This is a genomic window from Massilia violaceinigra (assembly GCF_002752675.1).
GTDB classification, from domain to species: domain Bacteria; phylum Pseudomonadota; class Gammaproteobacteria; order Burkholderiales; family Burkholderiaceae_D; genus Telluria_A; species Telluria_A violaceinigra.
The window spans coordinates 6,769,278-6,784,286 of sequence record NZ_CP024608.1 but is presented as its reverse complement, the minus strand read 5'-3'; the positions used below and the strand labels follow the sequence as shown (position 1 = coordinate 6,784,286).

The following is a 15,009-nucleotide window of genomic DNA, read 5'->3' as shown; positions in this document are numbered from 1 at the left end:
CGGCGAGAGCCTTACGCGTCCGCCACCTTGAGTACGAGCTTGCCGAAATTTTTGCCTTCAAACAGCATCAGCAGCGCTTCGGGGAAGTTTTCCAGGCCGTCGACCACATCTTCGCGGCTTTTGAAAGTGCCTTCCTGCATCCATTTGGCCATGGCGGCCACGCCCACGTGGTAGCGGTCGGCATAGTCGAACACGACGATGCCTTCCATGCGCGCGCGGTTCACCAGCAGCGACAGGTAATTGGCCGGGCCTTTCACAGGCGTGGTGTTGTTGTACTGCGAGATGGCGCCGCAGATGACGATGCGGGCGCGCAGGTTGATGCGGGTCAGCACGGTATCGAGGATCTCGCCGCCCACGTTGTCGAAGAAAACGTCCACGCCGCCCGGGCAATGCTCTTTCAGGCCATCCTTGACCGAGCTGTTCTTGTAGTCGATGCAGGCGTCGAAGCCCAGTTCATTGACCACGAAATCGCATTTTTCCTTACCGCCGGCAATGCCGACCACGCGGCAGCCGAGCTGCTTGGCGACCTGGCCGACGGTCATGCCGACCGCGCCCGCCGCGCCCGACACCACCACGGTGTCGCCGGCCTTGGGCTGGCCCGATTCGATCAGGCCGAAGTAACCGGTCATGCCGGGCATGCCGAGGGTATTGAGCCAGGTGGTCAGCGGCGCCATGGCCGGGGAAATCTTGTAGAAGTTGGCCGACTTGTCGTCGGCCGCGCCGACCCAGTATTGCTGCACGCCGATGCCGCCGGAGACGGTGTCGCCCACGGCGAACTTGTCGGACTTCGAGGCCACGATCACGCCCACGCCGCCGGCGCGCATGGTTTCGCCGATGGCCACCGGGCGGATATACGACTTGCCTTCGTTCATCCAGCCGCGCATGGCGGGGTCGAGCGAGAGGTACAAGGCCTTGACCACGATTTCGCCATCGTTGATGTCGCGCACTGGCTCGGTGGTTTGCTCCCAGTCGCTGCGTTTCGGCATCCCGACAGGGCGGGCGGCGAGGCGGAACTGCTGGTTCATCAGTGCGGTAGTCGTCATGGCGAATCCTTGTATGAGGTAGTGATTTGTCTACTATACCGCAATTTCTGCACGGGCGTGCTTTTTTGTAATGGGGCGATTTTCCCTGACGCATGCGACAATACAAGGTTCGCAGTTTCCACGCCATCCACTACAAGACCATGACGCATCCAGAATACATCCTGACCCTGTCCTGCCTCGACCAGCGCGGCATTGTGCATCGTGTTTCGGGCTTCCTCGCCGAGCATGGTTGCAACATCATCGATTCGGCCCAGTTCGGCGATGCCGAATCGAAGCTGTTTTTCATGCGCGTCCATTTTGCGCTGGAAGAAGGTGCGGTCGGCGATGCGCCGCTGCGCGCCGACTTCGCCGCCCTGTGCACCCAGATGGGCATGAACGGCCAGCTGCACGATGCCGGCACCAAGCCGCGCGTGATGCTGATGGTCTCGAAGATCGGGCATTGCCTGAACGACTTGCTGTTCCGCTACAAGAGCGGCCTGCTGCCGGTGGAAATTCCAGCCATCGTCTCGAACCACATGGATTTCTACCAGCTGGCGGCCAGCTACAACATTCCTTTCCACCACCTGCCGCTGGCGACCGGTGCGGATGCGGCGGCCAAGCAGGCGCAGGAAGCGCGCGTGCTGGACCTGATGCACACCCACAAGATCGACCTGGTGGTTCTGGCGCGCTACATGCAGATTTTGTCGCCCGGCTTGTGCGAAGCGATGCGGGGCAAGGCGATCAATATCCACCATTCCTTCTTGCCGAGTTTCAAGGGCGCCAAGCCGTACGCGCAGGCGCACCACCGCGGCGTGAAGCTGATCGGCGCCACCGCGCACTTCGTCACGGGCGACCTGGATGAGGGCCCGATCATCGAGCAGGATGTCGAACGGGTCGATCACGCGATGGATGCCGACACGCTCAGCGCCATCGGGCGCGATGTGGAGTGCGTGGTGCTGGCGCGCGCGGTGAAATGGTTTGTCGAGCACCGCATTTTGCAAAATGGCGACAAGACTGTCGTCTTCAAATAATTCAGAGAAGTTAAAGGCAGGCGTATCAATGGCACTTAAAGCGACGATTTACAAGGCAGAACTGCAGATTGCGGACATGGACCGCAATTACTACCAGGAGCACATCCTGACGCTGGCGCGGCATCCATCCGAAACCGACGAGCGGATGATGATCCGTTTGCTCGCCTTTGCGATTCACGCGAGCGAATCGCTGACCTTCACCAAGGGCTTGTTCGACACCGATGAACCGGATCTGTGGCAGAAGGATCTGACCGGCGCGATCGAGTTGTGGATCGAAGTCGGGCAGCCGGACGAAAAACGCTTGATGAAAGCGTGCGGCCGCAGCGAGCGCGTGATTGTGTACAGCTACAGCGCGACCAGCCATATCTGGTACAAGCAGATCGCCAACAAGCTCGATCGGGCCAAGAACCTGACCGTGATTAATATCCCGGCCGACGCCAGCGCCCAGCTCGAAGCGCTGGCGCAGCGCAATATGCAGCTGCAGTGCACGATCCAGGATGGCCAGATCTACCTGACCGACAGCGTGAACACGGTGCTGGTCGAGCGCGAGGATTTCAAGGCGCTGCGTTAAGCCACCGTGATGGTTTGTCGTTTGCGCCACTGGCAAAAAACGACTTCATGCGCGGGATGGTATCAGGCTTGCGCACCAGCGCGCGCAGCCCGTTTCCTTCGCCGCGCCACCCCCGCCAGCAGCGCCAGTCCCGCCAGCGTCATCGCGTACGTGTGCGGTTCCGGAACCGCCTGGGTATAGACCGTCAGCAGCAGCGGGCCTTTCAACCTGACGTCGGCCCGCGAGTAATCGCGATAGGGCCACATTTGTCCCGGCTCGTTGCCATACCAGATCGCCGGCGCCGCGTATCCTTCAATGTAGCCCTCGAACGTAAGGTAGAACGGCTGGGTCTTGTTCAGCGGGCCGCTGTCGAACCTGAAGTCGCTATGCCCCTGCAGATTCGAGGTCGTATGTTCGCCTAACGCGAAATTGTCGCCCCCCACGACATCGTGCGCATAGGCCCATGCGCCGGACCGGGTCTCCGCGCTTCCGGGGAATCCCGACCCGTCCGGGGATTGGCCGACGTGGAGCTCGCCCCAAAAGCCGCCGGTCACGCTGTAGCCGGTCACCTTGTGACCCGCGCGCGCGCTCAGCTGGAACACGCTGCCGTGGACGGTGTGGTAATTAAGCATGTTCGGATTGCCCATGAAGTGAGCGGCATTGACCAGGGAAAAAGTCGCAGCCCCGTTCACGTCCGACACCAGCGTTTCCGCATACGGCGACTGGAACGTGTCGAATGTGAGGCCGCTGGTCTCGATATGGACCGTGTCGGCATGCGCCAGCTGAGGCGCGAACAGGGCGGCGAAAGCGATGGCGGTGACGGCGATGTGCCGGGTGCGGGAGTGCATGACGATTCCTTCAAAGCGGTTGTGGGGATATCACCGGGACCAGCCCTTCACGCTGCGCGCGCGGCCCTTTTCCTGCGCCGCGCCACGCCGGCAAGCAAGGCCAGTCCCGCCAGCGTCATCGCGTACGTGTGCGGTTCCGGAACCGCCTGGGTGTACACCGTCAGCAGCAGCGGATCCCTGAGGCCGACTTCCGCCCGCGAGAAATCGTAGTAGTTTCTTGGGTCCCTCGGATCGGTGCTGTTCCAGATCGCGGGCGACGCCTGGCCGTAGGCGTAGCCTTCGAACGACACAAAGAACGACCCGGTGCGCTCCAGCGCCCCGCTGTTGAAGGTGAAATCGCCATTTCCCCGCAGGTCGGAAGCCGACCAGCTATGCTGCGCGAACGACTCTCCCGTTACGGCGTCGTGCGCGCCGCTCATGGCGCCGGCGCTGGTGTTGGCCCCGCCCGGACGTCCGGTCCCGTTGGGCGATTGCCCCACGTAGATATCGCCGCTAAAGCCGCCGGACAGGGAGTAGCCGGTCACCTTGTAGCCGGCGCGCGCGCTGAGCTGGAATACGCCGCCGTAGTCGTTGAAATAATTAAACTGATTCGGGAAACGCAGGCGGTCGACAGCGTTGACCAGGGAAAAAGTGGCAGCCCCGTTCACATCGGACACCAAGGTTTCTGCCCGCTGAGACCAGGAGGTATCGAACATGACGGCGCTGCTCTCGATATGGACCCCGTCGGCGTACGCCAATTGGGGAGCGAGCAGGGCGGCGAAAGCGATGGCGCTGGCGGCGAGGTGCCGGACGGGCGAGGACATGGTCATTCCTTTTTCGTGGGTGGTTTACAGATACTACGTCAAGCCATATGAAAATATTTACTATTTTGTAACTGTTGTTTTGATGATGGACGGCGATATCGCCGCGCGGCGCCTAGTCCTTTTGCCGACCGCGGTAGTCCCCCCGGCGTCCGCATCCCTGCGATATAATTCTCCCCATGAAAATGAAGTCGACCAAGTGGCGCCTGCAAATCTGGATCGCGTGTCTCGCGATCCTGATGAACGTGCTCGCTCCATCGATTTCGCACGCGCTCGCCGCCGTCCGCGGTGATGCGCTCAGCGCGGACATCTGCTTCACCGACCCAAGCGCGCGCGCCACCCCCGGCGTCCAGGCCATCAGCCTGCTCGACGGCCAGCTTGACCACAGCGGCGCCGGCATGATGGAAGACTGCGGCTACTGTCTTCCGCACGCCGGCAGCTATTCGCTGATGCCGAACGCAATCACGGGCCTGGCCATCCTCGGCGGCCACGAGCTGCGTCCCTTCCTGTTCTACCGCGCGCCGCAGCCCCTGCTCGCGCTCACCGCCGCCCCTCCGCGCGGCCCGCCCACGATTCTCTGATAGCTCTTGCGGCGCATCGCGCGCCGCACCGTTGCGACGTTGCGCGCCTGTTCGGCAGGCCCACGTCCCCAGACCCTATTACAGAGAATGACCATGAAAAAAAATAGCTTTGCGCTGATCGCCTTGTGCGCGCTCGCCTCGTCCGCCTTCGGCCAAGTCAAGGTCGACGCCCCGTGGGCGCGTGCCACCGTGCCGGTCCAGAAAACCAGCGGCGCCTTCATGCAGCTGCAGTCGGCAAAGGACGTGCGTTTGGTCGGCGCCAGTTCGCCGGTCGCCGGCACCGTCGAAATGCACAAGATGGAGATGCAGGGCGACCAGATGAAAATGCAGCAGGTCGACGGCATCGATCTGCCAGCCGGCAAGGCCGTCAAGCTGGCCTCGGGCGGCTACCACCTGATGCTGATCGACCTGAAACGCCAGCTCAAGGCGGGCGATTCGGTGCCGCTGACACTGACCGTTGAACACCCGAACAAGAAACGCGAATCGATGACCATCGAGGTTCCCGTCAAGCCGCTGAACTTTGTCAGCCCGCACGGTGCGCACGCCGCTGCCCACTGAACTTGACGCCGCAACCTACACGGAAAACATCATGAACATTCGCATTCTCTTCGCTTGCGCGGCCCTGGCCGCGCCGCTCGCGCACGCCCACGTGACGCTCGAACAAGCCAGCGCCAATGCCGGCGCTTACCAAAAGCTGACCTTCCGCGTCGGCCACGGTTGCAAGGGCAGCCCGACCCACACCCTGACCGTGACCCTGCCTCAAGGAATCAGCGGCGCCAAGCCGATGCCCAAGGCCGGCTGGATCATCTCCGGCACGGCCGGCCAGGTGACCTGGAAAGGCGGCCCGCTGCCGGACGCGCACTTCGACGAATTCGCCATGCAGGTCAAGCTGCCCGCCACCGTGGGCAAGCACTACTTCAAGGTCACGCAACTGTGCGACGAGGGCCGCCTGGACTGGGATGCCATTCCCGACGCCAGCGGCGCCAAGCTGGCGTCGCCCGCACCGGTGCTCGAGATTCTCCCCGCCGCCGCCGGCGCACCCCACCACTAAGGGCCCGTCATGAAAACATTGTTTACCAGCGCACCGGCGCTGGGGATCCTGCTCGCCTGTACCTCCAACCTGGCGCAGGCCACCCATACGCCAGTCAAGCTGCCCGCGGTGACCATCAACGGCGGGCGCCCCAGTTCGCTGCCGACCCAGATCCCGACCACCATCGAGTCAATCAGCGGCGCCCAGGTGGAGCAGCGCATCAACGCCACCGACAGCGAAGACGCGCTCAAATACTTCCCCAGCCTGAATGTGCGCAAGCGCTACATCGGCGACTACGACCACGCGGTGCTGGCCAGCCGTGCGTCCGGCACCGGCAACAGCGCGCGTTCGCTGGTGTATGCCGACGGCATCCTGCTCTCCAACCTGCTCGGTAACGGCGCCACCTTCACGCCGCGCTGGGGCATGGTCTCGCCCGAGGAGATCGAGCGTGTGGACGTGCTGTACGGGCCATTTTCGGCCGCCTATCCGGGCAATTCGGCCGGCGCCGTGGTCGACTTCCAGACCCGCATGCCGGCCCGCCTTGAGGCGCACGTGAAGCTGTCAGCCTTCAGCCAGCGCTATCGCCAGTACGCGACCGACGACCGCTTCGGCGGCGGCCAGGGCAGCGCCTCGGTCGGCAACCGCCAGGGCGCATGGTCGTGGTGGGTCGATGTGTCGCGTCTGGACAGCCGCGGCCAGCCGATCGGGTTTGCCAACAAGCTGGTATCGACGGGCGTGAACAGCGCGGCCGGCTTGCCGGTGACGGGCGCCGTGGCCGATAAGAATTCCGCCAACAAGGATTGGCTGATTATCGGCACCACCGGCCAGTCGCACACGGTGCAGGACCACGCCAAGATCAAGCTCGCCTACGATGTGACGCCGGTGCTGCGCGCCAGCTACACCCTGGGCTGGTGGGGCAACGACGCCCACCGCGCCGCCAAAACCTACCTGGTTGATGCCGCTGGCGCCCCGGTGTGCCGGGGCGACGCGAATGGCTTCATCAACATCGGCGGCAAGCGCTATGAGCTCAAGCCGTCGGACCTGGCGCCCGCCATCGGCAAGCTCGAACACCTGATGCACGGCTTCTCGCTCAAGCAGCACAGCAAGGGCGTGTGGGACTGGGAAATCGCGGCCAGCAAATACGACTATGCCATGGACCAGGTGCGCACGCCGGTAGTGCCGGTAGCCAGCATCGGCCAGGCGGGGCGCGGCAACGTGACCGATATGGAAGGCAGCGGCTGGACCACGCTGGCGCTCAAGGGCATCTGGCGTCCGACGCCGGCCCACATCGTCGACATGGGCGTGCAGAGCGACAGCGCGGCCCTGCGCACGCGGGTGTTCTCCGGCAGCGACTGGATTCGTGCGGGCGACGGCGCCACCGTCTCCACCTTCAACGGCAACACGCGCCTGCAAAGCGTGTACGCGCAAGATACCTGGCGCTTCGCGCCGCAGTGGAAGACCACCCTCGGCATGCGCCTGGAGCGCTGGAGCGCGTACGGCGGCGAAGTATCGAACGCCGCATCGGTGACGCCGCTGCCGTTCGGCGAACGGGTTGACACCAGCTGGTCGCCGAAAGCGGCGCTGGCGTGGCAGGTCACGCACGACTGGGCGTTGAAGGGATCGGCCGGACGCGCGGTGCGCAACCCGACCGCGGCGGAACTGTTCCAGGGCTCGATCGTCGACCAGCAGATCGTCAACCGCGACCCGAACCTGCGCGCCGAGCGTTCATGGACGGGCGAACTGAGCGCCGAACGCATGACGTCCGACAGCTCGCTGCGCGCGACCCTGTTCCACGAAACCACGCGCGACGCGCTGTACTCGCAACCGCTGACCAGCTTTGTGAACACGGTGCAGAATGTCGACAAGATCCGCACCAACGGGCTCGAAATGGCATGGCAGGGTGACGACGTGGTGGTGCACGGGCTGACCATCAACAGCAGCCTGACCTACGCCGATTCGACCATCACGCAAAACCGCGCCTTTGCCGCCAGCGTGGGCAAACGCCAGCCGCGCGTGCCGCAGTGGCGCGCCAACCTGCTGACGACCTACCATCTGGGTCGGGACTGGGTGGGCAGCGTGGGGGTGCGCTACAGCGGCAAGCAGTACGGCACCCTGGACAACACCGATCCGAACGGTGCCACCTACATGGGCGTGTCCGACTATCTGGTGGCGGACCTGCGCGTGCGCTACAAGATCAGCAAGCAGTGGAGCGCGGCGCTCGGGATCGATAACGTGAACAATGCGCGCTACTGGGCCTTCCACCCGTACACCCAGCGCACCGCGGTCGCGGAACTGCGCTTCGACCTGTAAGGGCTTAGCGCTGCGGCGCGTCGCCAAGGCGGCGCGTGGTGCCCGAGCCGGCCGTCGACTTGCTCACTGTCGGGTCGCCATAATATTTCACGTCGCCCGAGCCGGCAATCGATGTGTTCAAGCTGTCGCTGGCCCACACAATGGCCTCGCCGGAGCCGGCCACGCTGATCTTGGCATCGCGCGCCTTGACCTTGCCGATGTTGACGTCGCCCGAGCCGCCGATGGCGATCGACACCTTGTTCAGCGATCCGGGGCCGCTGGTCAGGCTGCCGCTGCCGCCGACGGCGATGATGACGTTGTCCGCTTCGATGCCGTTGAGGACAATGGAGCCCGACCCGCCGACGTTGATGCTGACTTTGTCGCCGCGCAGGGTATCGGCATCGATGCTTCCCGAGCCGCCAATGGCTATGTGTTCGAGGCTTTTGGCCTGCACCACGATCTTCATGTGGCGGGTCTTGAAGCTCAGGTTGCGCTTGTTGGGGCGCAGCTGGAGCGTGCCGTTTTCGATCACGGTCTCGACCAGCGGCAGCAGGTTGTCGTCGGTTTCGATGCTGACGCTTTCGGTGTTGCCGATGCGCACTTCCACCTTGGCCGGAAGGCTCAGCGCAACGCCGGTAAAGTGACCCAGCGCGCGCGTCTCGCGTTTGACGATGGTGCTGCCCTGGACCTTGTCGCCGCTGAACCAGTCGCCGCCGGCAGCGTGGCTGGCTGGCAGCGCGCACGCAAGGGCGGCGGCCAGAATGAGGTGGCGCAGGGCGAAACGGGTAGTCGATGCTCGGGTCATGGTGGCTTCCTTCTGAACGATGCGGTGGGATTGGATTCCTGACCAGCATACTAGGGAAGCCGCCATGGTGCGGTGCGCCGTTTGCGACAAACTGCAGCGCGCGCCGGACAGACTGCAGTTTAGCGCGATGGGCTGGCCGGAGGAATCCGCCCGTGCTGTTCCAGCCAGCCCAGTGCTCCTTCCCACAGCGGCTTGCAGTGCGCCTTGAAGTAGCCCATGTGGCCGATCGGGCCCAGGCCGGCCTGGCGCGGGTCGATGTCGGTCGCCTGCCAGCCGGCGTTGCGGTATGCCGACATGAAGGCGTTGCGGGATGGCGGGCGCGCCCACAGGTCGTCGAGCGCGTTGCAGGCCATGATCGGACTGCGCACGCTCTCGTACGACGCGGCGATGTGCTTCATGTTCGGGTCCTGGAAAAAATAGCGCGGGAAGGTACACCAGCGTTTCCACTGGCGGTACACATCGACCGGCAAGTCCTCGCCCATGCCCATCCAGTTCCACGCCAGATAACCCTTCACGCGCACGATCAGGGGGCCGAGCACGCGCCACATCAGCAGCACGCGCAGGCGTTCCATCGGCGGCATCCAGCCGTGCCAGCCGGCCCCGGTGGCGAAGGTGTAAAGGCCGTCGACCTTGTCGTGGTTGGGCAGCAGGCCGAAGGCATGGCCGCCGTAGGAGTGGCCCACCATATATAAAGGCAGTCCGGGTTCGCTCATGGCGTCGACGGCGGCGGCCAGGTCCTGGCGGCCCCAGTCCAGGTAATCCATGCGGAAGCCCTTGAGCGTGGCCGGCTTGGACAAGCCGATGCCGCGGTAATCGAGCGTCATCACGTTGTAGCCGCAGCTGCTGGCGTACTGCGCGAAGCGCCGGTAGAAGCCTTGCGGCACGCCGGTGGCTCCGGCCACGACCAGGTGACCGCGCGTGGGTCCGGCGGCCGGGTAGCGCAGCGCCGCGATCGGGTAGCCGTCGGCGGTGGTCAGGGTCAGGGATTGGGCATCGGCGCTCTTACTCATGATCGGGCTCCTTGGGGCGCTGCAGCTTCAGATAGGTGAGCAGGGCGCTGCTGACGAGCGCCATCGGTTCGGGCGTGCCGGCCACGCGCGCCTGCAGCAAACCGCCCTCGTAGGCGGCCAGCAGCAGCGCCGCCGTGGCGTGCGCGCCGGCTGCTTCGTAGCCGGCGTTGACCAGGCCCGTGGCGATGCGGTCCCGCACCGCGGCGAAGCCCCTGGCCAGGGCCGCGCGAATCTCCACGTCGTCGGCGGTCGTCTCCAGGGCGATGGTCGCCAGCGGGCAGCCGCGTTCGTAGTGGCTGGCGTCGAGCCGTTTCTGGGCGCCGTTAATCCAGATCATCAGCGCTGCGCCCGGATCGCCGCTGGCGGCCATGCTCGCTTCCATGCTGTCGCACAGGCGCGCAATGGTCACCTCGATGGCGGCCACAGCCAGTTCGGTCTTGCCCCCTGGAAAATGATGGTAGAGCACGCCCTTGGGGGCATCGGCGGCGGCCAGCAATTCGGTCAGTCCGCTGCCGTGCAGGCCGCGGCGTTGCAGGGCTTCGATCATGGCGCCGATCAGGCGTTGTTTGGCATCGCTTGGTTTCATACAATTCATCCTATAGACGATCGGTCTAGGCGCAAGAAAAATCTTGTGGAGGTAGAGCAGGGGCTCTAAATGGGACCGCAGGCGGTATCATTCGGTATTGCAATGCATTTTCACTGGAACCACATGCTGATCATCACCATCAAACAGGGCAAGGAAAAGAGCCTGCTCGCCGGCGAGCCCTGGATTTACGCGTCCGCGATTGAAAAAGTCGACGGCAAGCCGAACGAAAAAATGAAGGCGGGCGGCACGGCGATCGTGCAGTCGTCGTCGACCAAATTCCTGGCGCGCGCCGCCTACAATTCCAAGTCGCAGATCCGCGCGCGGGTGTGGACCTTCGACGAAGGCGAGCCGGTCGACCACGCGCTGATCAAGCGGCGTGTCAAGGCGGCCCTGGCCAAGAGCGCGGCGGCGGCGAAGAAAGCGCGCCCCGATCAAGTGGTCAAGCTGGTTAACGCCGAGGCGGACAACCTGCCTGGTTTGCTGGTGGAGCAGTACGGCGGTAAAGAGGGGTATCTGATCTGCGAATTCCAGGCTGCCGGCGTGGACGCGTGGAAGGTGCCGATCGTGCAGACCCTGATCGCGGAGACGGGCTGCCGCAATGTGTACGAGCGCGCCGATGAACTGGTGCGCAAGGGCGAAGGATTGGCGTTCGTCGAAGGCGCGCTGGCCGGCGACGAGCCGCCGGATGAAGTGCCGGTCACCGAGAACGGCGTCAAGTTCGCGTTGGATTTGAAGACGGGCGAGCGCTATAAGTTTCGCTGATGTGTAGCGTCTCGAACTTGACCTGAGGGCTGCTTTCGCATGAACTAAAAGTCTTTCAAGGTGAGCTGGCAGCGAATCCAATGGCGGAAATAGAAGTGAAATGAAAAAATATATCCTGGATTGTGCGGCCGTAAAAACCGAGGGAGACTTTTGGGACCTCTATTGCAAAGTAGTCGGCCCCGAAGGCGAAGAATACTTCGGTAGAAATCTGAGTGCGTTTTGGGATGCGGTCTCAGCGGGTGGCCCTGGTTGGCCAGGCAAGTGTGAAATCGAATTAATCAACGTTCGCGCTTTGACAGTCGAACTTCCCCTGCTGTTCACTGGGCTGCGACGAATTGCTGAGGACTTGATGGCTGGTGTCGGCGTGAAAATTCTTCTACCAGGTGTGCCTTGACTACCTTCCTTGTGACAGTTCTCGGCCGGAATCTGACGTCGATTCAATTTTGCGGCATCCTGATGCATTCCAGTCTGGCCATGACGACCGAGGGAGTGTCGCCCGGTCTGGCTGCGATCAAATTTTGGACGCGCAGCAAATTCAAAGGCTGCAACGCACTCAGGAAGACAATCTATCCAGCGCAAGTGGAAGCTGATCACCGGTCCGCCTGTCACGTCACGGCGCCAGGCGATCGACAAGTTGGATTGGTATGCCCTGCGGTGGAAGATCGAAACATTCCACAAGTTACTCACATCTGGATGCAAGGCTGAGGATTCGCGGCTGCGATCCGCAGACCGACTCGCCAATCTGATCTCGGTCCTTTGCAGAATCAGCTGGCGTCTATTTTTCTTGACCATGCTCAACCGCACATACCCAGACGCCAAGCCTGGACTGGCACTGACACGCGCAGACATTGAGCTCCTTGATCACTTGGTAAAAGACAGCAAGAGATCTCGTACGGCGCTTCCACTTTCGTCCTATCTAGAAAAAATTGCGCAGACCTGCAACGGCGTGCGCAGCCTGGTGGCCAGCATGTCGATTACCTCCGTCATCAGGATATCGCCTGGTTCGACCTTGCCGCCGGAGCTGACGCCGAGCAGCCAATGGAGGTAGTCCAGCAGGCGCATGGGCGGTATTGGTACAGCAGGTGACAGCAATCATTTGCAGCTTGTTGTTTTCGGCCAACGATTAGCAAGAGGCGGTGTCCGCATCTGACAAGTGTCACAAAATATTTTAATATTTGTTAACAATGGGATATTGTTAACAGGCAAATCTGCCGCAGGGCGGGATGAGCCCCGCGCTTGCTGCGGCCCGTACAGCCCTGGGCAACGAAACGTGACCATGGCAACGGAGGTTGCCATGGTTTTTTGGCGATTGACCAATAGGAGAGACGTTCATGGATGTTCGGGGCACATTGGAATATGGCCTTCGCCAGCTTTAGACGAGCCGCCTGGCGGTGCAGTTCGATGGTCAGTTTGACGGCAAACGACGTTCGAAGATTTCGTCGTTCACCGTGCAAAACGGCCAGGCTGCCAGACCCAGCGTCGATAGCACGGCGCCGACCATGTCGGTCGACGGGCGAGGCCGGCGGATCGCCATCCTGCCAGCGCAAACCAGATAGCAACGTGCCGGCAAGACCCGCGCTCTTTACGAGCGCTGCGGTCTTGCTTGAGCTTTCCCCCTCCCACCCAATGACTTAGCAACTATCAAAAAGGAATGACCATGTTTCTGAAATCGACACTGCTCGCCCTGGCCTTTTGTGCCTTTGCATCGACCGCCCAGGCTGATTCCATCCACACCATCACCGGCGACACGACTGGCGCCGCCATCTTTAATCGACCGGTCGAGAACCTTTCCGGATTGTCGGAAATCGGCACGGATGTCAGCTTCAACCAATTCAGATTCACGGTCTCCGCGGCGGGCCAGTACTCGTTCTTGACGACGGCGGTTTTCGACTCGTTGGTTTTCCTTTACAGCCCGAGCTTCGATCCCAGCTCGTCGCTGACGAACGCCCTGATCGGTAACGACGATCTTCTTGGTACGACCACATCGGGCTTCGTGGCCAACCTGGACGCCGACACGCCTTACGTACTGGTGATTACCGGTTATGAAGGCTTCGAGTATGGCAAGCACAGCACGACCATTGGCGGGCCCGGCGCCGTCACCATCAGCGCTGTTCCCGAACTCGAGACCTATGCGCTGATGACACTTGGTCTGGGGGTCGTGGGCTTGGCACGCCGTCGTGCGAAGTCCCTGAAGACGGCCTGAACGGACCTTACGCGCTGCGCGCGGGGCGAGTAAATGGTGGCAGCGCGTTCGCCGCCCGTGTCGGCGCTGGCAAACAGGTAGTTGTGGCGACCGATGGCCGCCCGACGCAGAGCGCGTTCTGCTGCGGAGTTGTCGACCTCGATCTGGCCGTCATCGCAGTAGCGCGTCAGCGCGGGCCACAGATTGAGGGCGTACAGGATCGCCGCCGACGTATCGGACTTGCGCGAGAGCTTCTCAAGCATGCCTCGCAACCATCGCGCCAGGTCACCGATCAGCGGTTTAGCCTCTGCTTGGCGTGCCAGTAGTCGCTCGTGCGGTGGCTTGCCCCGGATCTTCGCTTCGATCACCTACAGTTCGCCGATGCGGCGTAAGGCTTCGGTCGTCAGTTCGGAAGGTCTGGCTTCGTGCAAGTCATAGAATTTGCGGCGCGCCTGCGCCCAGCAAGGAGATGTGGGGCCACCCCGGGAAATAGCAAATCTGATTGCTTCGCGGCGACTAAATTAGCAGGTTCCGCTGTGAGGCGGAGGCCGGCGGTCTTCTGACAGGATCTGGCAGGTCAAATCTGAGCCATTCTCGCTGATCGAGTTGTTGAGTCGCGCCGCCAACAACGTCGTTCTGCCCGAACAACGCCTTCGTCTTTACGACAGCCAGAGATAAGGGCGGTGGCGCTACAGGACTCCCTCCACCTTAAGCTCCCAGCGTTGCACCACCGTCAATCCTCAAATCATGCATGGTAATGTGGCGCGCACTGTCCGACGCCAGGTACAGCACCGCATCTGCAATATCCTCCGGCGTCGCGATCCGTTTTAACGGAATACCCAGTCGGAACGTCTCCAGCGATCCACCGATGACGCCCTGCGATCCATCCGCGCCGTTCCACAACTGGCGCTGCATCTCGGTGTCGGTCGACCCCGGCGACACCACGTTGCAGCGAATCCCGTACGGCGCCAGTTCCAGCCCGAGGCAGCGCATGAACTGCGTCGACGCCGCCTTCGACGCGGCATACGCCCCCATCTGCATGCGCGGCACGGTCGATGCATTCGACGCCACCGTCACGATGGCGCCGCGCTTGCGCTCCACCATGCCGGTCGCCACCGCGCGGCACAGGCGGAACACGCCGCCGGCATTCACCGCAAACGTCTGCTCCCAATCCGCATCGCTGTAGTCCAGAATGGACCCCATGCGCAGGATGCCCGCCACGTTGACCAGCACATCGATCTCGCCCAGCTCGTGCCGTACACGCGCCACGGCCTCGTTCACGGCGTCGCTGTCGCTCACGTCGACAGCGACGCCGATGGCTTGAGTGCCGCCGGCGCGCAGCGTTGCCGCCATGTCCTCGACCGCACCGGCTTTCACATCGAACACCGCCACGGCCGCACCTTCGCGCGCCAGCTTGCGTGCCACGGCCGCGCCAATGCCCTGCGCCGCGCCTGTGACCAGCGCGACCTTGCCTTCGAATTGATTTGTCATCTTGTTCCTTGTTCGATGAATG

The 15,009-nt window shown here is 62.8% G+C and carries 18 protein-coding genes and 1 pseudogene; 10 read left to right on the top strand and 9 right to left on the bottom strand.

The window, feature by feature from the left end:
- Positions 1-11 precede the first annotated feature (11 nt).
- On the bottom strand, positions 12-1,043 hold the full coding sequence (locus tag CR152_RS29250) for an NADP-dependent oxidoreductase (RefSeq protein ID WP_099880876.1): 1,032 nt from the start codon (positions 1,041-1,043) through the stop codon (positions 12-14).
- Positions 1,044-1,183: 140 nt separating this feature from the next.
- Here CR152_RS29250 and purU point away from each other — a divergent pair, with 140 nt between their 5' ends.
- Complete coding sequence (gene purU / locus CR152_RS29245) at positions 1,184-2,053, top strand: formyltetrahydrofolate deformylase (protein ID WP_099882903.1); 870 nt, start codon at positions 1,184-1,186, stop codon at positions 2,051-2,053.
- 28 nt (positions 2,054-2,081) lie between these two features.
- Positions 2,082-2,624, top strand: coding sequence for a YaeQ family protein (locus tag CR152_RS29240; protein WP_099880875.1), 543 nt, complete (start codon positions 2,082-2,084; stop codon positions 2,622-2,624).
- Between the two features lie 62 nt (positions 2,625-2,686).
- On the opposite strand, the gene CR152_RS34490 is transcribed toward CR152_RS29240, so the two are convergent.
- Together CR152_RS34490 and CR152_RS34485 are read right to left on the bottom strand one after the other, a co-directional pair.
- Entirely contained in the window at positions 2,687-3,451 is a 765-nt protein-coding gene (locus CR152_RS34490) for a PEP-CTERM sorting domain-containing protein (RefSeq protein WP_229413691.1), read from the bottom strand.
- Between the two features lie 47 nt (positions 3,452-3,498).
- The gene (locus CR152_RS34485) at positions 3,499-4,254 is read right to left on the bottom strand and encodes a PEP-CTERM sorting domain-containing protein (protein WP_229413690.1); all 756 of its coding nucleotides are present in this window, start codon (positions 4,252-4,254) and stop codon (positions 3,499-3,501) included.
- 176 nt (positions 4,255-4,430) lie between these two features.
- On the opposite strand from CR152_RS34485, the gene CR152_RS29225 reads away from it, so the two are divergent.
- From CR152_RS29225 to CR152_RS29210, 4 genes are all read left to right on the top strand, one after another.
- Positions 4,431-4,832, top strand: coding sequence for a DUF2946 domain-containing protein (locus tag CR152_RS29225; protein ID WP_099880873.1), 402 nt, complete (start codon positions 4,431-4,433; stop codon positions 4,830-4,832).
- A gap of 93 nt (positions 4,833-4,925) precedes the next feature.
- Positions 4,926-5,390 carry a copper chaperone PCu(A)C gene (locus tag CR152_RS29220; protein ID WP_099880871.1) on the top strand — a complete coding sequence of 155 codons (465 nt, stop codon included), beginning with the start codon at positions 4,926-4,928 and terminating at the stop codon, positions 5,388-5,390.
- Between the two features lie 31 nt (positions 5,391-5,421).
- Positions 5,422-5,883 carry a YcnI family copper-binding membrane protein gene (locus CR152_RS29215; RefSeq protein WP_099882899.1) on the top strand — a complete coding sequence of 154 codons (462 nt, stop codon included), beginning with the start codon at positions 5,422-5,424 and terminating at the stop codon, positions 5,881-5,883.
- Positions 5,884-5,892: 9 nt separating this feature from the next.
- Complete coding sequence (locus CR152_RS29210) at positions 5,893-8,172, top strand: TonB-dependent receptor (RefSeq protein WP_099880870.1); 2,280 nt, start codon at positions 5,893-5,895, stop codon at positions 8,170-8,172.
- A 4-nt stretch (positions 8,173-8,176) separates the two neighbouring features.
- Here the strand turns inward: CR152_RS29210 and CR152_RS29205 are convergent, their stop codons facing one another.
- The 3 genes from CR152_RS29205 to CR152_RS29195 all read right to left on the bottom strand — a co-directional run bounded on the left by CR152_RS29205 (position 8,177) and on the right by CR152_RS29195 (position 10,552).
- Positions 8,177-8,956, bottom strand: coding sequence for a head GIN domain-containing protein (locus CR152_RS29205; protein ID WP_099880868.1), 780 nt, complete (start codon positions 8,954-8,956; stop codon positions 8,177-8,179).
- Positions 8,957-9,075: 119 nt separating this feature from the next.
- Entirely contained in the window at positions 9,076-9,966 is an 891-nt protein-coding gene (locus CR152_RS29200; protein ID WP_099880866.1) for an alpha/beta hydrolase family protein, read from the bottom strand.
- Positions 9,959-10,552, bottom strand: coding sequence for a TetR/AcrR family transcriptional regulator (locus CR152_RS29195; protein WP_099880864.1), 594 nt, complete (start codon positions 10,550-10,552; stop codon positions 9,959-9,961). Before CR152_RS29195 ends, CR152_RS29200 begins: the two co-directional genes overlap by 8 nt.
- A 123-nt stretch (positions 10,553-10,675) precedes the next feature.
- Here CR152_RS29195 and CR152_RS29190 point away from each other — a divergent pair, with 123 nt between their 5' ends.
- The 3 genes from CR152_RS29190 to CR152_RS33915 all read left to right on the top strand — a co-directional run bounded on the left by CR152_RS29190 (position 10,676) and on the right by CR152_RS33915 (position 12,019).
- Positions 10,676-11,314 (top strand): class I SAM-dependent rRNA methyltransferase, encoded by a 639-nt coding sequence (locus tag CR152_RS29190; protein WP_099880862.1) that lies wholly within the window; start codon positions 10,676-10,678, stop codon positions 11,312-11,314.
- Positions 11,315-11,414: 100 nt separating this feature from the next.
- Positions 11,415-11,708 carry a barstar family protein gene (locus CR152_RS33420; protein ID WP_157778813.1) on the top strand — a complete coding sequence of 98 codons (294 nt, stop codon included), beginning with the start codon at positions 11,415-11,417 and terminating at the stop codon, positions 11,706-11,708.
- A complete protein-coding gene (locus CR152_RS33915) occupies positions 11,705-12,019 on the top strand; it encodes a hypothetical protein (protein WP_208640220.1) in 315 nt (104 codons plus the stop codon). The genes CR152_RS33420 and CR152_RS33915 overlap by 4 nt, the downstream gene beginning before the upstream one ends.
- Before the next feature lie 207 nt (positions 12,020-12,226).
- On the opposite strand, the gene CR152_RS33415 is transcribed toward CR152_RS33915, so the two are convergent.
- Entirely contained in the window at positions 12,227-12,376 is a 150-nt protein-coding gene (locus CR152_RS33415) for a hypothetical protein (RefSeq protein ID WP_157778812.1), read from the bottom strand.
- A gap of 595 nt (positions 12,377-12,971) precedes the next feature.
- Here CR152_RS33415 and CR152_RS34480 point away from each other — a divergent pair.
- Entirely contained in the window at positions 12,972-13,517 is a 546-nt protein-coding gene (locus CR152_RS34480; protein ID WP_229413689.1) for a hypothetical protein, read from the top strand.
- Here the strand turns inward: CR152_RS34480 and CR152_RS29175 are convergent.
- Both CR152_RS29175 and CR152_RS29170 read right to left on the bottom strand, forming a co-directional pair.
- Positions 13,442-13,960 (bottom strand): annotated as a pseudogene (locus CR152_RS29175) (IS66 family transposase); the annotation flags it as partial. The gene CR152_RS34480 and the pseudogene CR152_RS29175 overlap by 76 nt on opposite strands.
- Positions 13,961-14,204: 244 nt before the next feature.
- Positions 14,205-14,987, bottom strand: coding sequence for a 2,3-dihydro-2,3-dihydroxybenzoate dehydrogenase (locus tag CR152_RS29170; protein WP_099880858.1), 783 nt, complete (start codon positions 14,985-14,987; stop codon positions 14,205-14,207).
- Positions 14,988-15,009: the final 22 nt, after the last annotated feature.